The sequence below is a fragment of the Gilliamella sp. B14384G12 genome (genome assembly GCF_016101825.1).
Lineage (GTDB): Bacteria > Pseudomonadota > Gammaproteobacteria > Enterobacterales > Orbaceae > Gilliamella > Gilliamella apicola_N.
In genome coordinates this window covers 17268-36542 of the sequence record NZ_JACFPU010000016.1, presented here as the reverse complement: position 1 = coordinate 36542, position 19275 = coordinate 17268, and the positions used below count along the sequence as shown (strand labels likewise).

Here is a 19275-nt window from a genome sequence, read left to right as displayed (position 1 = left end):
TCTTCAACGGTAGTGATTGAATTATAGTATAATTTTTATGCAAAAGATATTTATCACTGGTCATTTTTTGTAAAGAAACTTTAACGTTCAAACATTGTGTTTTTCTCCCTAATTCATTAAAAAAAGACTATAATGTTGTTTTTTTTGTTAGGCGAAGATTATATGGATAAGATAAAAATTATTTTTTTTATAGTATCAGTATTTTTAATTTTTAATTCATCTTTTGCAATTGAAAACAAAATTTCCTTCCCTGTGCTTTTAGAAAAGATACAACAAAGTGATCGCGATAATCGCCAATATGAGGTAATTGAATTGGCAAATCAGATGCGCGTACTGTTAGTTTCCGATCCTAAAGCGGCAAAATCGTTAGGATCTTTAGCATTACCAGTAGGTTCACTGCAAGATCCCAAAGATCAGCAAGGATTAGCTCATTACACTGAACATATGGTACTGATGGGATCGAAAAAGTACCCTGAACCCTCCAGTTTCTCCGAATTTTTAAACCGCCATGCAGGAAGTTATAATGCCAGTACTGCTGCGCATCGCACCGCTTTTTATTTTGAAGTTGAAAACAGTGCGTTAGATACTGCGATAGATTATTTAGCCGATGCGATAGCGGAACCTAAATTAGATTCTAATTTTGCAGATAAAGAACGCAATGCGGTTAATGCTGAAATGACTATGGCGAGATCAACCGATGGTTTTAGAATAAGGCAAGTTAATGCAGAAACCATTAATTCTGATCATCCAGCAGCACAATTTGCAGGTGGTAACTTAGAAACATTAAGTGATAAACCAACGAGTAAACTTCAAGATGCTTTAGTGGCTTTTCATAAAGATTATTATTCATCCAATATTATGGTGGGGGTGATTTATAGTAATCAACCTATCAATAAATTGGCAAAATTAGCAGAAACAACCTTTGGCAGAATCCCGAACAAAAATATTACTGCTCCAAAAGTGGATAAATCCGCATTAACGCCAAATGTACTCAGTAAACAAATTGCTATGGTGCCGGCCCAGCCCAAAAAAATGCTGTTTTTACAATTTCCAATGGAAAATAATTTGGCTAAATTTGCCGATAAAACGGATGAATATATCAATTATTTGATCAGCAATAGCAGTCAAAATACTTTATCAGATCAATTGAAAAAACAAGGTTTAATTGAAGGTATAAGTTCAACTTATGATTCTATTCGTTACGGTAATAGTGGTACGTTTAGTATAAATGTGAGTTTAACTGATGAAGGTCTTGCTCAGAAAGATAAAGTAATTGGTGCTATTTTCAATTATTTACATTTAATTCAAAAGCAAGGTGTTTCAGATGCCTATTATGAAGAACTCAGAAAAGTTTTAGCATTACAATTTAAGTATGAAGATGTAGAACGAGATATGTCTTATGTAGAATGGCTATCTGATCAAATGTTGTTATATCCAGTGCAAAACGTTTTAAATTCCGATTATGTTGCCACTAATTTTGATAAAGCGGCAATAATTGCTCGCTTAAAAAGTTTAACGCCGGATAATATTCGAGTTTGGGTGATTTCACCAGATCAAACTACTGATAAAACTGCTTATTTTGTCGAGGCTCCTTACAAAATTGAAAATATCACCAGTGAACAAAAAGCCAGCTGGTCAACATTGGGTAAAAGTTTTACTTTTACTTTACCTGAATTGAATCCTTATATCCCCGATGATTTTTCGATAGCAAAACAAAATTATGATCAAGCTCAACCCACCGAGCTTAGCAAACGTGGTAATCATATCCATTTTGTTAGTCAATATTTTAAAAATGAGCCTAAAGCTGCAATTGTGGTTTCATTGCGTAACAATCAAGCTTTCAACTCAGCTAAAGCAGATGTCGAATTTGAGTTACTTGACTATATTGCAAACCGAAATTTAAGTAATTTGCAATTTCAAGCTGCAGTAGCGGGGATTTCGTTATCCACTCAAAGTGACAATGGTTTAATGATCTCAGCAAGTGGTTTTAGTCAACATTTACCAAAAATGGTTACATCAATTCTTGATAATTATCGAAATGTAACTATTGATGAACAAACTTTAGCTTTGGCAAAATCTTGGTATCTACAAAAACTTGATAATGCCGATCATGCTAAAAGTTACTGGCTAGCTGTCCAACCAATCAATGCGTTATCGGTGTTACCTCATTATTATGAACGAAATGAACGACGCCAAATTACTGCCAATATTACCATTGAAGATATTGTCAATTATCGTGATAACTTACTTTCTCGTTCTGTGCCATATATGATTAGTTTGGGCAATTTATCTAACGAGGACTCTTTAGATCTTTATCACTCAATCCAAAAAACGTTAGAAAAGGATGTTGAATATACACCGAATGAAAATATTAATATCAAAAATTCACTGGATGCCAAAATTACTCAACAAGCTAAAAGTACTGATAATGCTTTAATAATGGGTTATATTCCAACAGGCTATGATCGGATTAGTAGTGGGATGTTGAGTTATACCTTGACTAAAATCATATCCCCATGGTTTTATGATCAAATACGTACTAATGAACAATTAGGTTATGCGGTATTTGCGGCTCCTATGACAATAGGTGATTCCATAGGAATGAGCTTTATTGTGCAAAGTAACCAGTATGATCCAGCTTATTTATTTAAACGTTATAAAGAATTTTATCCTGTAATATCAAGTAAATTGCATGCATTATCTAAAGATGATATTGATCAATATAAAAAAGCGGTACTTGATGAATTAACTATGCCACCGCAAACTTTAGATGAAGAATTAAACCGGTATTTACCTGATTATCGCAATAACCGTTTAACGTTTGATTCATTAAGAAAAAAAATTGAGCAAGTGAAGAAAATCACCAAGCAAGATCTTATTGATTTTTATCATCGTTCAGTTATGGAACCAAAAGGCTTGGTGTTAGCGTCACAAGTTTTAGGTAAACGCGAAGCTGATGCAACACAACCCGAAGCCATTTCAGAATTTACTGAATATAAAAATGTAACATCTTTACAAAAAGTTCTTTTAAACTAATTTATGTTTTAAAAATAAACATAAAAACGGGTTAAGCCTGAAAGATATTCACAAAAATTGGCATTGTTATCACCATGTGATACACTGCCAAAATCCCAATGTTTTGAGTGTATTATGATTACTGGAACGATTGATTATTGTGCTATAGGTCAGCGATTGCGCGCATATCGAATTGCTGCTTCGCTAAAAGCGGAAGATGTTGCAAAAAATCTTAAAATTTCACGAGCAGCTGTCTATCGGTTAGAGAAAGGTGAAATTGTTAAGATAGAAACTTTAGAGCGGTTGGCCTCTTTACTCAATACTTCTTTTGCGAGTTTACTTGGAATCGATACTGAATATTATTCAAGTGGTGAAGGATTTTTTGAAAGAATGCGACAGCTTGAAGAGCAATCAACTCATATTTATTCTCATTTCGATCCTTTCTCATTTTTATTAACTTCACCGAATTATCTTAACCATTTAGCTATGATGCTAGCAGAGTCTAGCGAGTCAATCGATCCGCAAAAATATGCAATGATTTTGTCAATTTTAAGACACCGTAAAACACAGTTTCACCAATCAATTCCTAAAGTTATTAATTTAATTAGCTTACGTAATGTTGAACGTTTTTTACATATCGGCTTAGTAGGCAACTTAACTATTTCGCCAGGTAAAAAGTCTGAAAGAATGTTGCTTGCTCGTAAAGAAGTTTATCATTTGATTGAACTTATTGAGCAACAATCTTATGCGCCAACCATTGCTATCACCCAAGAAGCTATTCCATCAATTGCTTTTCAAATTTTTTATCAAAATGGTGAGCCAATTTCACTTGCAATGAGTCCTTTTCGTTTGGGTGAATTGCCAAATGTGACGACGGGTATTGCTTCAATTACTTCTTCGCATGATGCCATTAAACATCATCGTTCCTTATTTGATAAATTATGGCAAAATAGTGCCAAAGATGAGCATGCAATTGATTTGCTAAAAACAACACTAGATAAATTCTAAAGAATACAAAAATATTTAAGAGAGCCATTATGCTATCCCTAACATTACAACCAATAAAAAAATTTAACGGTACCATTAATTTACCCGGTTCTAAAAGTGTGTCTAATCGTGCATTACTATTATCCGCTCTAAGTAAGGGGAATACACGTTTAACCAACTTACTTGATAGTGACGATGTTCGCTACATGCTTGATGCTTTGGCGGCTTTGGGGGTGAAATATCAGTTATCGCATGATCGAACCATTTGTGATGTTGAAGGTGTAGGCGGTATGTTACATTCGACGCATGCCTTAGAACTTTTTCTTGGGAATGCAGGTACAGCAATGCGACCACTCGCTGCGGCTTTATCTTTAGGCAATAATAATATTGTACTAACGGGCGAGCCACGCATGAAAGAGCGTCCAATTGGTCATTTAGTTGATTCGCTCCGTCAAGGTGGTGCTAAAATTGATTATCTTGAAAATGAAGGTTATCCACCACTTCATATTCAAGGCGGTTTTGCTGGCGGTAATATTCAGGTTGATGGTTCGGTTTCTAGCCAATTTTTAACCGCTTTATTAATGGCTTCACCATTGGCGCCAAATGATACTGAAATCACAATAGTTGGAGATTTAGTTTCTAAGCCTTATATTGATATTACGATTAAGATGATGGCAATTTTTGGTGTCACAGTGACCAATCATCATTATCAAAAATTTACAATTAAAGCTAACCAAAGTTATCAATCTCCAGTTAATTATTTAGTTGAAGGCGATGCTTCGTCCGCTTCTTATTTTTTAGCCGCTGCTGCAATTAAAGGCGGTACGGTGCGTGTTACAGGTATTGGTAAAAAGAGTTTACAAGGCGATACTCAATTTGCCCATGTACTTGAAAAAATGGGCGCTAAAATCACTTGGGCTGATGACTATATTGAATGTACTCGTTGTGAGTTAAATGGTATTGATATGGATATGAATCATATTCCTGATGCAGCAATGACTATTGCAACAACGGCACTGTTTGCGAAAGGACCAACAACAATTCGCAATATTTATAATTGGCGAGTTAAAGAAACCGATCGTTTATATGCGATGGCAACTGAATTAAGAAAAGTTGGTGCTACGGTTGAAGAGGGTAAAGATTATATTACTATCGAACCACCTGCTAAATTAACTCATGCTGAGATAAAAACTTATAACGATCACCGCATTGCAATGTGTTTTTCATTAGTTGCATTATCTGATACGCCAGTAACCATATTAGATCCTAAATGTACAATGAAAACTTTTCCTGATTATTTTGAACAATTTAAACGATTAAGTGTAGAATAAAATGAATGAATCTGTTCCTGTTATTGCAGTTGATGGGCCAAGTGGTGTTGGTAAGGGCACATTATGTCAAGCATTGGCAAATCATTTTAAATGGCATCTTTTGGATTCTGGAGCAATTTATCGTGTACTTGCGCTTTCGGCGCTCAAGCAAAATATTGCTCTTGATGACGAACAAAAGCTTGCCCAATTAGCGCTTAATTTACCATTGACATTTGATACGACTGGCATTGAAGTAAAAGTTTTGTTAAACAATATTGATGTGTCAAAAGATATTCGCACAGAACTTACAGGGGGCGCTGCCTCAAAAGTTGCTGCAATAAATAGTGTTCGAACTGCTTTATTACAACGCCAACGAGACTTTAGACAAGCACCGGGACTGATCGCTGACGGTCGAGATATGGGTACTATAGTGTTTAAAGATGCGCCAGTTAAGATATTTCTGGATGCGAGTGCAGAGTCCCGCGCAGAAAGAAGAATGAAACAGTTGCAAGATAAGCAAAATCATGTTAAATTCGCCGAAATTTTGCAGGAGATAACTGCGCGTGATGAGCGCGATCGAAATCGAACTGTTGCGCCACTTAAACCTGCGAATGATGCTTTAATAATTGATACCACATCCCTATCTATTCAAGATGTTTTCAATCAATCTATTAAGTATATAAATAAAGAACTTGCGTTGTAAGTTTGCTTACAGCGTGGAACTCGCTCCAATATAAGGATGTATGGAGTATCACCAACAACCCCACAAGACATGATGTAATGTGGACGTTAATTTTAACTTAAAGTATATAAATATGACTGAATCTTTTGCTCAACTCTTTGAAGAGTCTTTAAATCAACTAGACACTCGTTCTGGTAATATGATCCGTGGTACTGTCGTTGCAATCGACAAAGATGTTGTTTTAGTTGATGCTGGTTTAAAATCTGAATCAGCCATTCCAGTAGAGCAGTTTAAAAATGCCCAAGGCGAATTAGAAGTTCAAGTTGGCGACGTAGTTGATGTCGTTCTTGACTCAATTGAAGATGGCTTTGGCGAAACAATCTTATCTCGTGAAAAAGCTAAACGTCACGAAGCGTGGCTAACACTAGAAAAAGCAGTTGAAGATGCTGCAACAGTTTTAGGTGTTATCAATGGTAAAGTTAAAGGTGGCTTTACGGTTGATCTTAATGGCGTTCGCGCGTTCCTACCAGGTTCGCTTGTTGATGTTCGTCCATTACGCGATACTTCTCATATTGAAAACAGAGAAATCGAATTAAAAGTTATCAAATTAGACCAAAAACGTAACAACGTAGTTGTTTCACGTCGTGCTGTTATTGAATCTGAAAACAGTGCAGAAAGAGAACAACTTCTTGAAAATCTACAAGAAGGTTCAGAAGTTAAAGGTATTATCAAAAACCTTACTGACTATGGTGCATTCGTTGATCTTGGTGGTGTTGATGGTTTACTTCATATCACTGATATGGCTTGGAAACGTGTTAAACATCCAAGCGAAGTGGTTGAAGTGGGTCAAGAATTACTTGTTAAAGTACTTAAATTTGACAAAGATCGTTCACGTGTATCTCTAGGCTTAAAACAATTAGGCGAAGATCCATGGGTATCAATTGCTAAACGTTATCCAGAAGGTACTAAAGTAACTGGTAAAGTAACTAACTTAACTGATTACGGTTGTTTTGTTGAAATCGAAACTGGTGTTGAAGGGTTAGTACACGTTTCTGAAATGGATTGGACAAACAAAAACATTCACCCATCTAAAGTTGTTAGCTTAGGTGACGTGGTTGAAGTTGTTGTTCTTGAAATTGATGAAGAACGTCGTCGTATCTCTCTAGGTCTTAAACAATGTAAACCAAATCCATGGTTACAATTTGCTGAGTCACACAATAAAGGTGATAAAGTTAGCGGTAAGATCAAATCAATCACTGATTTCGGTATCTTCATCGGTTTAGATGGCGGTATTGATGGTTTAGTTCATCTTTCAGATATTTCTTGGAATATGCCTGGCGAAGAAGCAGTTAAATCTTACAAGAAAGGTGATGATATCGAAGCGGTTGTGTTACAAGTTGACGCAGAACGTGAACGTATCTCTTTAGGTATTAAACAACTTGAAGACGATCCATTCAGTAGCTTTGCAGCTAACTACAAAAAAGGCACAATCGTTAAAGGTACTGTTACTGCAGTTGATGCTAAAGGTGCAACTATCGAAATCGCAGAAGGTATTGAAGGCTACTTAAAAGCACAAGATATCTCTCGTGAACGTATCGAAGATGCTACTACTGCATTAAAAGCTGGTGATGAAGTTGAAGCTAAGATTGTTAATATCGATCGTAAAACTCGTGCTATTTCGTTATCAATTCGTGCTAAAGATGAAGCTGACGAAAAAGAAGCACTTGCAGCGGTAAATAACACAACTACTCAAGAAGATGCATCATTTACTAACGCAATGGCGGAAGCATTTAAAGCAGCATCAAAAACTGAGTAAAAAATGTTTATGTAAAGAGTAAAGAGGGCTTGCCCTCTTTTTCTTTTGTAGTATAAAATGAATTGATTTTATGCCGCGCAAAAATTAATTAGGAGTGACCATGAACAGATCAGATTTAGCAGAAAAAATAGCCAACTGGCGGGCACACCTTCCCGTGCAGCTAGTTGATGATGCTGTGAGAGATATTATCGAACAGATCGCGTTGGCTATGGAAAGTAATGATCGTGTTGAAATTCGAGGTTTTGGTAGTTTCAGTTTGAATTACCGAGCCCCACGTAAAGCAAGAAATCCTAGAACTGGTGGTAATGTTGAAGTTAAACACAAATATATTCCACACTTTAAACCAGGTAAAGAGTTACGTGAAAGAGTAAATAATGCTGCTAAAGCATAATATTTAAATATTATCATTCATAAAGCCTTTGATTTCGATCAAAGGCTTTTTATTTCACTGCGATTTAATCTTGGCATCAATAATTTACTTACCTTACTACTAAAAATCTTTTCTTAAGATTGCAATTCGCTGGTTTATCAAGTCAACGTCACTGTTGCTCTGATAAATAACAATATTCCACAATAAACTATCAAATAAACTTATTATCCTAAAATTATTCTCACCTTATTAATAAATTGGAAGCTAACTTCAAAATTTCAAGATAGATTATTCTGATCAATTAATCATATGATAAGTTGACTGCTCTATAAAATGAATCTTGTTAGGTTTATGCGACGATTATCACTTGATTTATTGGCAATCATATTTTCGTTAGGCTGTTTGCCATTGATGTTTTTACCTTCACTGCTCTGTGACGATCAATGGTATATGATAACGTTGATATTGATTATTGTGATTTTAATTGCTCCATCTAAATTTCAAAACTATATTACTGTTATTACTGTATTTTCTATTAGTTTTTTATGGTCCGTAGCGTATTCTAAACAATATTTAATAAAAATTGAGCCATATATCGACAAAACGATTGTGGTAAAAGCAAGAGTTGAAAGTATAAACACTCGTTTTTCTACTTCGCCAACCGATCTTTATTATGTAAAAATTGCAATCAATGACGATTCTCAATCTTTTTTATATCCTAAGGTAACAATATCGGTATATTGGGATCAACAAATTAAACCAAAAGCAGGACAAATTTGGCAATTAACCTTAAAAACAAAAGTAGTACATAGTTATTTAAATGAAGGGGGATTTGATAGCCAACGTTATGCCATAGCTAATCGTAGCCTTCTATCAGCAAAATTAATTCAAGCTGAGTTACTTGAAGATAATTTAAATATTCGGCAGCTAATCGCTGATCATTCGTTACCTTACATTGATCGATTTACTTATCGAGGTATTTTACTCGCATTAGCTTTTGGTGATCGTAGTCAAATGGTTGATGAGCATCGAATTATTATGATGCAAACAGGTGTTGCCCATCTAATGGCTATATCAGGTATGCACATTTTATTGGTTTTTGGACTTTGTTGTACTCTATTAAAAATTTTGATGTTTTTTATTCCTCAGCGTTTTATCTACTTTTTCATCCCAATCATAATAGCATGGCTAGCTGCACTATTTTATGCATGGTTAACAGGACTTAATCCTCCTGCATTAAGAGCCATGTTAGCATTATCTATTTGGGTATATTTACGTTTTAAAAACAGTCAAATCAGTGCTTGGCAAAAATTAAACCGTATCATTGCGTTATTATTACTTTTTGATCCGCTAATGATTTTATCAGAGAGTTTTTGGCTATCCTGTTATGCGGTAACAAGCTTAATTTTTTTATCTGACTGGCTACCTCTACCTAAAGTTATAAATAATAAGAAACGCTGGTATTGGATAAGATTGTTGCATTTACAATTTGGTTTAATCTTATTAATGTTACCTATCCAATTGATTATCTTCCAAGGTATCAGTTTGGTATCTTTATTAACAAACTTAATTGCTATTCCTGTTATTACCTTATTGACTTTACCCTTGATTATTTTTGCCCTGTTCTTTAGTGTTAGCCATTGTACTCATCTTGCTTCATGGTGTTGGTTTATCGTTAACAAATCGCTTGAATGGCTATTTGTTTGTTTAGATAAATTAAATCTGGTATGGCTTGATATTTCCTCAGATTTTTATCTATTAAGTATTTTCGGTTGGCTAGCTTTTGTTATTGTACGTACCGAATTATGGCGACGTTTTGGGTTCACCTTATTAATCATTTTAATGATACTTTGCACCCCCCTTTTTAAACAGCAGGAGGATTATTGGCGTTTAGATATGCTTGATGTTGGGCATGGATTAGCAATTGTAATTCATAATGGTAAATCAGCAATTTTGTTTGACACGGGGGCTAAATGGGAAAGAAACTCCGCAGCAGAGCGGATTATTCTCCCTTTTTTACGATGGCATAATTTGAATTTGGAAGGAATCATCATCAGCCACCAGCATAATGACCATATAGGTGGTTTAGATTTACTGCAAAGTCGTTATCCTAATGCTTGGCTAATGAGTTCATCTTTAGCATTAGATAATCATTACCAATGTGTAGCGGGTAACACTATTCTATGGAATAGTTTGTCTGTTAATGTGCTATGGCCAACTCAATTAGTTAAATATGCTCAAAATGCAGATTCGTGTGTGGTTCAGGTGACCGATGGACATTTTTCTGTACTTTTGACAGGTGATTTAGAGCGCAATCAAGAATATCAATTAGTCACTAAATATCGAAATCAGTTAGCATCAACCATATTGCAAATTCCTCATCATGGTAGTAGTACTTCATCTAGTTATGCTTTTTTAAATCATGTAAAACCAGTAAAAGCATTAATTTCAACTTCTCGATATAATCCATGGAAGTTACCATCACATAAAGTCATAGCACGATATCAAGATTTACACATAGATTACTATGTTACCGCTAAAACAGGTCAAATCAGTCTGATTTTTGATAATCAACAGTGGAGATTAAAAACCATGCGCAGTGAAATTAATCCAAGATGGTATCATGATTGGTTTGGTAGTTTACCGATTTATGAGTAAAATAGCTTATCTTTTGCTATAAGCAATTAATCTTGTAAATGCTATATCTAACAGGTATAAAAACAAGACTAAACATAATTGAGTGATATTAACGTGATGATTGAAAAACTTTGGTATGGTAAAAATCGGTTATTTTGGTTACTAATACCATTTTCTCTATTATATGGTTTAATTGCGTTTGTTCGTCGTTTTTTATATAAAATTGGTATTTTCAAATCTTGGCAGTCACCGGTACCAATCATTATTATTGGTAATTTATCTGTAGGCGGTAATGGTAAAACACCATTGGCTATTAGTTTGATTGAAGCTTTACAGGCAAAAGGATTGAAAGTTGGTCTTGTCTCACGTGGATATGGAGGTAAGGCTGAAAACTATCCGCTTATTTTAGATGACACAACAACAACCGACCAAGCAGGCGATGAACCCGTACTTATTTACCAACGAACCCATGCCCCTGTAGCAGTCTCGCCAAATCGATGCCAAGCTGTTAAAGCATTATTGGAACAAAATCAATTAGATGTAATTTTAACGGATGATGGTTTGCAACATTACGCATTAGCAAGAGATATTGAAGTTGTTGTCGTGGATGGTAAACGATTATTTGGTAATGGTTGGTGGATGCCAGCCGGCCCAATGAGAGAGAGACAAAATCGGTTAAAATCAGTTGATTTAATCATTGTAAATGGTGATAGTATCAATAATTTGACCCAGCAATATCCTGATAAAACTTACACTATGCAATTAGTACCGAAATATGTGATAAATTTACTCACCAAAGAAAAAAAAGAGTTATCTTCGTTATCAAATATTTGTGCCGTTGCGGGTATTAGTAATCCGAAAAGATTTTTTGATATGCTGATTAATATGAAGGCTGATTTAAACAAAACCGTCGCATTTGCTGATCATCAAAAATTTACCTTACCATTATTAAATAATGTTGTTAGTGGTGAGCAGACACTTTTAATGACTGAAAAAGATGCTGTTAAATGTCAGCTGTTTGCTCAACCCAATTGGTGGTATTTGCCTATAGATGCTGTGATACCCAAACCAGCCATTGATCAGATCTGTGTATTATTAGATAAAACCAAATCTCAAAGAGAATAAAAAATGAAACAAATTCTATTAAGTGCGCTTGCTTGCCCTAAATGTCATGGACAATTGCAGTATGATGCAGAACATCATCAATTAATCTGCCAAGCCGATAATCTTGTTTTTGCAATTAAAGATAAGATTCCTGTGTTGCTTGAATCAGAAGCTCAACCAATCAAACAAACACAATCTATTGAAGAATAAAAAAGATATAAGGCTTTAGTTATGAAATTTTCAGTTATTATTCCTGCTAGGTATGCTTCAAGTCGTTTACCCGCTAAGCCGCTGGCAGATATCCATGGTAAACCAATGATTGTGCGCGTAATGGAGCAAGCACAAAAATCTTCAGCCCATCGTGTAATTATTGCGACTGATCATCAGCAAGTATTTGATGCTGTCAAAGCCTATAAGGGTGAAGTGATTCTTACTAGTGATAAACATAATTCTGGCACTGAACGTTTAGCTGAGGTGATTAATCGTTATCAATTCGCTGACGATGAAATAATTGTTAATGTGCAGGGCGATGAACCATTAATTCCACCCGTTATTATCGATCAGGTGGCTAAAAACCTAGTGCAATATAAAACCGGCATGGCAACATTAGCCGTACCTATTGATTCAGCTGAAGAGGCTTTTAATCCTGGAGCAGTAAAAGTTGTAACTGATAAAGATGGTTATGCGTTGTATTTTTCTCGTGCAACGATACCTTGGGAGCGAGATCGATTTGCTAAATCAACCGATTTACTGAAACAATCAAGCATTGGTGATTTTTATCTTCGACATATCGGTATTTATGCTTATCGTGCTGGTTTTATCCGCCAATATATCAACTGGGCGCCATCATCACTTGAGCAGATTGAAATGTTAGAACAATTGCGGGTACTTTGGTATGGTGAAAAAATTCATGTGGCAGTTGCAAAACAATCTCCTGCAATTGGTGTAGATACACAAGAAGATTTAGAAAAAGTAAGAGCATTATTTAAGGAGTAAGCTATGGCAGACTTTACTGGTTTTACGCAAGCAGGGCTTAATTTTCTACAAGATGCTTGGATCAATAATAGCAAACCTTGGTTTGAAGAGCACCGAGCAATTTATGATAACGATTTAGTTAAACCTTTTCGCTTATTGGTCGAACAACTGACGCCAGATATGCTTAAAATTGATGAATGGTTTGAAACGCGTCCAGCGATTGGTAAAACAATATCACGTATTCATCGTGATACGCGGTTTTCCAATGACAAATCGCTTTATCGAAGCCGTTTATGGCTAACATTTAAACGCCCCAATCGTGATTGGAAAGAAGCGCCTGCTTACTTTTTTGAAATAAGTCCAAGCAGTTATCAATATGGACTTGGTTATTACTGTCCTTCCAAACAAACAATGGATATCTTCCGAGAAGAAATTCTTAATGATACGAATAAATTTCTTGAAATGACACGCTGCGTTAAAAAGCCATTTGAATTGGTTGGTGAAAGCTATAAACGTCCGTTAATTAAAGAGCAAGATGAAAAGATAGCGACATGGTATAATCGAAGAAATTTAGCTGTGATGGTAACAAGCAACCATATTGAAGATGTGCTGAATGGTGAACTACCTAAAAAATTGGCAAAAGGATTTAAACAGTTAGTTCCACTTTATGATTTTCTAATGCGTATAGAAATGATTAAAAATATCCCAAAACTATGAATTCTATTTGTCGATAAACTATATATTTGGGAAATTTATCACTAATTCTTTAATGCCATTAATAATAAATTGTGTACCTACACAAACCAACAAAAATCCCATTATTCTTGAGGTGGCTTCGATGCCACTTTTTCCCATAAATCGCATGATGCTGCCAGCACTACGCATACAAAACCAAAGAATAATGCATAATGATAAAGGAACCAAAATCGACGCTGTATAAACAACCCACGTTGAAATATCATAGCCACCACTTTTAACTGTTGAAGACATACTGATGATCATCGCTATGGTACCTGGACCTGCAGTACTTGGCATAGCCAGTGGCACAAAGGCAATATTATTGGAAACTTCTTTCTTTTTAGCATCTGCTTCAACGGTTTTATGCGATGGTTGTTGAGGAAATAGCATTCTAAAACCTATCACACCAACAATCATTCCTCCGGCAATACGTAATCCGGGAATAGATATTCCAAAAGTGTTCATCACTAGTTGCCCACAATAAAATGAAACAACCATAATCAAAAACACATAAATACAAGTTAACTTTGATTGGTAATTACGTTCTTCATTGGTCATATCGCCAGATAGACCCAATAAAAGAACAACGGTGGTTAATGGGTTCGTTAATGGGAGAAAGAGAATTAAGCCAAAGCCAACAGTCTGTATGAGTTCCAACATAGTTATATCTTGAATCCATTAAAATTATAACTAAGTATAATAGAAATAAACAAAAAAAGATATAAGGGCGCAGATTAACGCCCAAATATAACAGAGGTGATAGTTTTAGAATGGAATGTCGTCATCAAAATCCATTGGTGGTTCTGGTGCTTTAGGTTGTGGTGCAGGCGCATTTTTATTTGGTTGACGAGATGGTGCAGCCGGTGCCGATGAAATATTATTGGCACTTTGCCCCCAATTTTGAGAACCATCATCATAACTATCATTATTGTTTGCACGTGAGCCTAGAATTTGTAAAGTTCCACCGATAGGATTAATGACTACTTCTGTCGTGTAACGATCTTGCCCTGATTGATCTTGCCATTTTCGAGTTTGTAGCTGCCCTTCAAGATAAACTTGAGTACCTTTTTTAATGTATTCACCAGCAATTTCGGCTAATTTACCAAAAACGACAACTCGATGCCATTCAGTGCGATCACGGGTTTCACCAGTTTGTTTATCTTTCCATGATTCTGAGGTTGCTACACTAAAATTAGCTACAGCATTTCCATTTGGCATGTAACGGACTTCAGGATCTTGTCCTAAATTACCAACTAAAATGACTTTATTTATTCCTCGGTTTGCCATTATAAACTCCTAAAAATTGCATAAGTATTTAAGTGGCGTATTGTAGCATGAGACAGTAGTAATATCAGCGAATTTAATTTAATAATGGAATTTTTATCCCATTTTGTAAATGTGTAGAAAGATTGGCTTAGACATAGGAATTTGTAGCTATAACGAGTATAATGCCTACCATTTGTTAACGTATTGTAATAAAACGTTCCCCCACTACAGGAGTCCTTATGATTAATGCGTTTGGATTAAAAAACAAACAATTAGTAAAAATTAATGAAAGCGATATAAGTAATGCGACATGGATTGATTTAATTGAACCAGAAGAAGCCGATCGCGATTTTGTTTTAACACATTTAGGACAAAACTTAGCAACGAGTATTGAATTGGATGATATCGAAGCGTCAGCCCGTTTTTTTGAAGACAATGAAGGCTTACACGTTCACTCATTCTTCTTTTATGAAGATGCAGAAGATCGCGCCGGTAACTCGACGGTTGCATTTACTGTACATAATGGTCGACTGTTTACTTTACGTGAGCGTGATTTACCTGCATTTCGTTTGTATCGAATGCGCTCACGTTATCAGGGGATGAACGATGGGAACCCGTATGAAGTATTACTTGACCTATTTGAAGTTAAAGTTGAACAATTAGCTGACCAAATCGAGAATATTTATAGTGAACTGGAAGAATTAAGCTTAATTATCATGGATCGTTCATCTCAAGAACATTATGATGAAGCAATTACATCATTAGCCGAACTTGAAGACACTGCATGGAAAGTAAGACTCTGTTTAATGGATAGTCAACGTGCCGTTAATTATGTAGTACGCCGTGCTAAGATGCCAGCAGATCAATTAGAACAAGCTCGAGAGGTTATTCGCGATATTGAGTCACTTGTTCCACATAATGAATCATTATTTCAGAAAGTAAATTTTTTAATGCAAGCAGCAACTAGCTTCATCAATATTGAGCAAAGCCGAATTATTAAAATATTTTCGGTTGTGTCTGTTGTATTTTTACCTCCGACAGTGGTGGCATCAGCTTATGGTATGAACTTTGAAAATATGCCAGAATTGAAATGGGAATATGGTTATCCATTTTCGTTATTATTGATGTTACTTGCAGGGGTTGCACCTTATATTTATTTTAAACTTAAGAAGTGGCTATAATTGTTATTTACTTACAATATTTAAAATATTTATCTGCTGACTGAGTTAGCACAAGTGTTTATTGGAGTAATAATCAGTTAACGGAATTAACTTAATGTAACTAGTTAATCACATTGACCGTTTTACTTTCTTCAACAAATAAATGTAATGCTTGCTATTTAAAGAAAAGAATTAATTTTTACAGAAGGGAATAACATGAATCAACATGCACTAGTTACGGATATTGGTGGAACCAATGCCAGATTTGCACTTTATAATTTAGCAACTAACGAACTGTCAGGGGTTACTAAGGTTGTTCTTTCAAAAAATGATGTTTTATTAAATTTAATCAAGGATTACTTGCAAACACAAGCAGTCAAAATTAGTATGGCTTGCATCGCAATTGCTTGTCCAATTGATAATGAAGATATCATCAATATGACAAATAATCATTTGTCATTTTCACGTTCAGAACTGATTAAAGAATTAAATCTGACTAAACTTGAAGTAATTAATGATTTTACGGCTGTATCGACTTCAATTCCTAAATTAACTAAACAAGATTTAATAAAAATTGGTGGTGATGAACCTGATTTAAATTATCCAATTGCGATTTATGGAGCGGGCACCGGACTTGGTGTATCGCATTTAATCAAAGTTAATGAGCGGTGGATTAGTCTGCCAGGAGAGGGGGGGCATACTGAATTACCGATGACCAGTGAAGATGAAGATCAGATTTTAGCCCAATTACGTAAAAAATTTGGTCGTGTTTCAACAGAACGCTTTTTATCCGGTAATGGCATTGTCAATATTTATCAAGCTTTATTACAAATTAATAATCAACCACAACAAGATATTACACCTGATGTTATTGTTAAAAAAGCATTAGATAATAGTTGCCCAATTTGTTTACAGACGCTTACCTATTTTTGTACTTTTATGGGGCGTTTTGGTGGTAATTTAGCTTTAACGCTTAATACCCAAGGTGGTGTTTATATTGCTGGTGGTATCGTACCGCGATTTATTGAATTTTTTAAAGCATCCCCATTTAGAGCGGCTTTTGAACATAAAGGCCGTATGTCATTTTTAGTCAAAAAAGTTCCTGTTTATGTGATAACACATGAAGATCCAGGTCTATTTGGCGCTGGTGTTTATTTACAAAATAGTCTTAAATAATTGAGTAAGGTTCTATTCTATGATGTGGTGTTATATTTACCGAAGTACTAAAAAAGAAAATTGTTATTTATACATGGAAAATGAAAATGATTTTTCTACGATTCCGGAAAAAATAATGTCTATTTTTGGTGCTCCAGTGTTTGTAATGAAAGTACTTCTTGATGGTAAACGTCAATTTGTGGTGGGTACTGCACAAGAAATAGAAGAAAGAATTAAAACGGATGGATTTTTCTTACAAATGTTAAAAGAAGACGATTTCAAAGTATGATTGAGCCATTTTGGGAACACAAAACCTTAGAACAAATGAGTGATGATGAGTGGGAACAACTTTGTGACGGTTGTGGTCAGTGTTGCTTAAACAAATTACAGGACGAAGATACTGGCGAAATATTATATACCAATGTTGCATGCAATTTGCTTGATTCTAAAACTTGCCAATGCAGGCATTATCATAACCGTTTTGCCTATGAGCCTGATTGCATTAAATTGACGCGAGAAAATCTTTTAACCATTGAATGGTTACCGTTAACCTGTACTTATCGTTATTTTTCAGAAACAGGGCAGTTACCTGAATGGCATCCTCTTATAATGGGAAATAAAAAGCTTATGCACAAGCTAAAAATTTCAGTTAAAAATCGCATTGTGTATGAAAAAGATGTGATTTGTTGGGAAGATCATATTCTATAAAAAAGGGAGCATTTGCTCCCTTTCTTAGTTTTAAAAACTTAAAGTAAAATCCATAGATAGCCCACAATATCAAAAGCGAGCATATTTAAAAACATTAAAATAAACACAAAAATCATGAACGAGATATCAATTATACCAAGAGGCGGTACAATACGACGGATAGGAGCTATAAACGGTTCAGTTAATTGAGCTAGTAACTCATCGGCTCCAGATTGCCCTCTACTTACCCAACTTAAAATCGCGCGAAATAGCAATAACCAAAATAAAAGATTCCCGGCATCATGAACTATTGCGGCGATAGCATATAACAGATATTCAATAGAAAATATTGGACTGTTAGTTAAATTAAAGTACAAAACAAAAATAATTTTAATAACTGCAAATAGATATAAAAGGATCCATGTAGCAGTATCAATTCGACCAATTGATGGAATAACTTTACGTAATGGACCAATGATAGGTTGCGTTATTTTGACGATAAATTGGGTAAAAGGATTATAAAAATTCACGCGCACACGTTGCATCCATAACCTTAAAATCAAAACATATAAACAAAAGGTTAATACGGTTTTCCCTAAAAAGAGAATCGATGTCATTTAAAATTCCTCAGAATAAAGATATTTAGCCAATATATCACAAATACTGCCGTGCACCAAAGATAGCTGTACCAATGCGAACCATAGTACTACCTGCACTAATGGCAGCCGGCATATCGCCACTCATGCCCATAGATAATGTATCCATAAATGGATAATCTTTCTGTAATGAATGCAAGAGTTGTTGCATCTTAGTAAATACGTTAAGTTGTTTATCATAGTCATTTTCAATTTCAGGGATTGCCATTAATCCTCGTAGATTCAGATTAGGTAAGGCAACAATCTGCTTGACCAAATCCGTAACTTCTTCAGGTTTTACTCCAGATTTACTGGCTTCTTGACTAATATTAACTTGAATCAACACATTCAATTTAGCCATATGGTTTGGACGTTGATCACTTAATCTTTGTGCTATTTTGAATCGATCGATGGTGTGCATCCAATCAAAGTGTTCAGCAACTAATTTACTTTTATTTGATTGTAATGGACCTATGAAATGCCATATTAAGTCATTATTTGGCATGTTCTTTTCGAAATACTGAATCTTTTCAATTCCTTCTTGCACATAATTTTCCCCAAAAGCTAATTGACCAGCATTAATTGCTTCCGTAATTTGCTCGACAGGTTTGGTTTTACTAACTGCAATAAGTTGTATTGTATTGGGATCTCTTCCGCATTCTTTAGCAATTTTTTTAATTTCATTTTTAATATTAAGTAAATTGTCTTGTACTGTATTCATGTTAATTCCCAAAGGAT

Annotated in this window: 19 protein-coding genes; 15 read left to right on the top strand and 4 right to left on the bottom strand. The window is 35.0% G+C overall.

Annotation, left to right across the window (positions count from 1 at the left end; all coding sequences use genetic code 11):
- Nucleotides 1–162 precede the first annotated feature (162 nt).
- The 11 genes from ptrA (at nucleotide 163) to H3S73_RS12665 (ending at nucleotide 13613) form a co-directional block, all read left to right on the top strand.
- The gene (ptrA, locus tag H3S73_RS12715; protein ID WP_198236852.1) at nucleotides 163–3036 is read left to right on the top strand and encodes a pitrilysin; all 2874 of its coding nucleotides are present in this window, start codon (nucleotides 163–165) and stop codon (nucleotides 3034–3036) included.
- 114 nt (nucleotides 3037–3150) lie between these two features.
- Nucleotides 3151–4023, top strand: a complete 873-nt coding sequence (locus tag H3S73_RS12710) for a helix-turn-helix transcriptional regulator (RefSeq protein ID WP_198236851.1) — start codon at nucleotides 3151–3153, stop codon at nucleotides 4021–4023.
- A 29-nt stretch (nucleotides 4024–4052) separates the two neighbouring features.
- Nucleotides 4053–5333, top strand: coding sequence for a 3-phosphoshikimate 1-carboxyvinyltransferase (gene aroA, locus H3S73_RS12705; RefSeq protein ID WP_198236850.1), 1281 nt, complete (start codon nucleotides 4053–4055; stop codon nucleotides 5331–5333).
- A gap of 1 nt (nucleotide 5334) precedes the next feature.
- Complete coding sequence (gene cmk, locus H3S73_RS12700; RefSeq protein ID WP_198236849.1) at nucleotides 5335–6015, top strand: (d)CMP kinase; 681 nt, start codon at nucleotides 5335–5337, stop codon at nucleotides 6013–6015.
- A gap of 112 nt (nucleotides 6016–6127) precedes the next feature.
- Entirely contained in the window at nucleotides 6128–7810 is a 1683-nt protein-coding gene (rpsA, locus tag H3S73_RS12695) for a 30S ribosomal protein S1 (protein ID WP_086326142.1), read from the top strand.
- A gap of 100 nt (nucleotides 7811–7910) precedes the next feature.
- Nucleotides 7911–8201, top strand: coding sequence for an integration host factor subunit beta (gene ihfB, locus H3S73_RS12690; RefSeq protein WP_025315113.1), 291 nt, complete (start codon nucleotides 7911–7913; stop codon nucleotides 8199–8201).
- Nucleotides 8202–8531: 330 nt separating this feature from the next.
- Entirely contained in the window at nucleotides 8532–10838 is a 2307-nt protein-coding gene (locus H3S73_RS12685) for a DNA internalization-related competence protein ComEC/Rec2 (RefSeq protein WP_198236848.1), read from the top strand.
- Nucleotides 10839–10934: 96 nt separating this feature from the next.
- Nucleotides 10935–11942 carry a tetraacyldisaccharide 4'-kinase gene (lpxK, locus tag H3S73_RS12680; RefSeq protein ID WP_198236847.1) on the top strand — a complete coding sequence of 336 codons (1008 nt, stop codon included), beginning with the start codon at nucleotides 10935–10937 and terminating at the stop codon, nucleotides 11940–11942.
- Between the two features lie 3 nt (nucleotides 11943–11945).
- Nucleotides 11946–12131 (top strand): Trm112 family protein, encoded by a 186-nt coding sequence (locus tag H3S73_RS12675; protein WP_198236846.1) that lies wholly within the window; start codon nucleotides 11946–11948, stop codon nucleotides 12129–12131.
- Between the two features lie 21 nt (nucleotides 12132–12152).
- Complete coding sequence (gene kdsB, locus H3S73_RS12670) at nucleotides 12153–12917, top strand: 3-deoxy-manno-octulosonate cytidylyltransferase (RefSeq protein ID WP_198236845.1); 765 nt, start codon at nucleotides 12153–12155, stop codon at nucleotides 12915–12917.
- Nucleotides 12918–12920: 3 nt separating this feature from the next.
- Nucleotides 12921–13613, top strand: coding sequence for a DUF2461 domain-containing protein (locus H3S73_RS12665; RefSeq protein ID WP_198236844.1), 693 nt, complete (start codon nucleotides 12921–12923; stop codon nucleotides 13611–13613).
- A gap of 18 nt (nucleotides 13614–13631) precedes the next feature.
- Here the strand turns inward: H3S73_RS12665 and H3S73_RS12660 are convergent, their stop codons facing one another.
- Both H3S73_RS12660 and H3S73_RS12655 read right to left on the bottom strand, forming a co-directional pair.
- Complete coding sequence (locus H3S73_RS12660; RefSeq protein WP_039127685.1) at nucleotides 13632–14294, bottom strand: MarC family NAAT transporter; 663 nt, start codon at nucleotides 14292–14294, stop codon at nucleotides 13632–13634.
- Nucleotides 14295–14399: 105 nt separating this feature from the next.
- Nucleotides 14400–14921, bottom strand: a complete 522-nt coding sequence (locus H3S73_RS12655; RefSeq protein ID WP_039127675.1) for a single-stranded DNA-binding protein — start codon at nucleotides 14919–14921, stop codon at nucleotides 14400–14402.
- A gap of 218 nt (nucleotides 14922–15139) precedes the next feature.
- Here H3S73_RS12655 and corA point away from each other — a divergent pair, with 218 nt between their 5' ends.
- The 4 genes from corA (at nucleotide 15140) to H3S73_RS12635 (ending at nucleotide 17923) form a co-directional block, all read left to right on the top strand.
- Nucleotides 15140–16081, top strand: a complete 942-nt coding sequence (gene corA / locus H3S73_RS12650; RefSeq protein ID WP_086308788.1) for a magnesium/cobalt transporter CorA — start codon at nucleotides 15140–15142, stop codon at nucleotides 16079–16081.
- Between the two features lie 195 nt (nucleotides 16082–16276).
- Nucleotides 16277–17236 carry a glucokinase gene (locus H3S73_RS12645; protein ID WP_198236843.1) on the top strand — a complete coding sequence of 320 codons (960 nt, stop codon included), beginning with the start codon at nucleotides 16277–16279 and terminating at the stop codon, nucleotides 17234–17236.
- A gap of 19 nt (nucleotides 17237–17255) precedes the next feature.
- Complete coding sequence (locus H3S73_RS12640) at nucleotides 17256–17504, top strand: YcgL domain-containing protein (protein WP_198236842.1); 249 nt, start codon at nucleotides 17256–17258, stop codon at nucleotides 17502–17504.
- Nucleotides 17501–17923, top strand: a complete 423-nt coding sequence (locus H3S73_RS12635) for a YcgN family cysteine cluster protein (RefSeq protein ID WP_065737359.1) — start codon at nucleotides 17501–17503, stop codon at nucleotides 17921–17923. The genes H3S73_RS12640 and H3S73_RS12635 overlap by 4 nt, the downstream gene beginning before the upstream one ends.
- Nucleotides 17924–17961: 38 nt before the next feature.
- Here the strand turns inward: H3S73_RS12635 and H3S73_RS12630 are convergent, their stop codons facing one another.
- The gene (locus tag H3S73_RS12630) at nucleotides 17962–18519 is read right to left on the bottom strand and encodes a YggT family protein (protein ID WP_198236841.1); all 558 of its coding nucleotides are present in this window, start codon (nucleotides 18517–18519) and stop codon (nucleotides 17962–17964) included.
- A 37-nt stretch (nucleotides 18520–18556) separates the two neighbouring features.
- Nucleotides 18557–19258, bottom strand: a complete 702-nt coding sequence (locus H3S73_RS12625) for a YggS family pyridoxal phosphate-dependent enzyme (protein ID WP_198236840.1) — start codon at nucleotides 19256–19258, stop codon at nucleotides 18557–18559.
- Nucleotides 19259–19275 lie beyond the last annotated feature (17 nt).

Bases quoted from the DNA above. Each gene is read 5' to 3' on its own strand.
- ptrA (WP_198236852.1), top strand. From the start codon at position 163: ATGGATAAGATAAAAATTATTTTTTTTATAGTATCAGTATTTTTAATT.
- H3S73_RS12710 (WP_198236851.1), top strand. From the start codon at position 3,151: ATGATTACTGGAACGATTGATTATTGTGCTATAGGTCAGCGATTGCGC.
- aroA (WP_198236850.1), top strand. From the start codon at position 4,053: ATGCTATCCCTAACATTACAACCAATAAAAAAATTTAACGGTACCATT.
- cmk (WP_198236849.1), top strand. From the start codon at position 5,335: ATGAATGAATCTGTTCCTGTTATTGCAGTTGATGGGCCAAGTGGTGTT.
- rpsA (WP_086326142.1), top strand. From the start codon at position 6,128: ATGACTGAATCTTTTGCTCAACTCTTTGAAGAGTCTTTAAATCAACTA.
- ihfB (WP_025315113.1), top strand. From the start codon at position 7,911: ATGAACAGATCAGATTTAGCAGAAAAAATAGCCAACTGGCGGGCACAC.
- H3S73_RS12685 (WP_198236848.1), top strand. From the start codon at position 8,532: ATGCGACGATTATCACTTGATTTATTGGCAATCATATTTTCGTTAGGC.
- lpxK (WP_198236847.1), top strand. From the start codon at position 10,935: ATGATTGAAAAACTTTGGTATGGTAAAAATCGGTTATTTTGGTTACTA.
- H3S73_RS12675 (WP_198236846.1), top strand. From the start codon at position 11,946: ATGAAACAAATTCTATTAAGTGCGCTTGCTTGCCCTAAATGTCATGGA.
- kdsB (WP_198236845.1), top strand. From the start codon at position 12,153: ATGAAATTTTCAGTTATTATTCCTGCTAGGTATGCTTCAAGTCGTTTA.
- H3S73_RS12665 (WP_198236844.1), top strand. From the start codon at position 12,921: ATGGCAGACTTTACTGGTTTTACGCAAGCAGGGCTTAATTTTCTACAA.
- H3S73_RS12660 (WP_039127685.1), bottom strand. From the start codon at position 14,294: ATGTTGGAACTCATACAGACTGTTGGCTTTGGCTTAATTCTCTTTCTC.
- H3S73_RS12655 (WP_039127675.1), bottom strand. From the start codon at position 14,921: ATGGCAAACCGAGGAATAAATAAAGTCATTTTAGTTGGTAATTTAGGA.
- corA (WP_086308788.1), top strand. From the start codon at position 15,140: ATGATTAATGCGTTTGGATTAAAAAACAAACAATTAGTAAAAATTAAT.
- H3S73_RS12645 (WP_198236843.1), top strand. From the start codon at position 16,277: ATGAATCAACATGCACTAGTTACGGATATTGGTGGAACCAATGCCAGA.
- H3S73_RS12640 (WP_198236842.1), top strand. From the start codon at position 17,256: ATGATGTGGTGTTATATTTACCGAAGTACTAAAAAAGAAAATTGTTAT.
- H3S73_RS12635 (WP_065737359.1), top strand. From the start codon at position 17,501: ATGATTGAGCCATTTTGGGAACACAAAACCTTAGAACAAATGAGTGAT.
- H3S73_RS12630 (WP_198236841.1), bottom strand. From the start codon at position 18,519: ATGACATCGATTCTCTTTTTAGGGAAAACCGTATTAACCTTTTGTTTA.
- H3S73_RS12625 (WP_198236840.1), bottom strand. From the start codon at position 19,258: ATGAATACAGTACAAGACAATTTACTTAATATTAAAAATGAAATTAAA.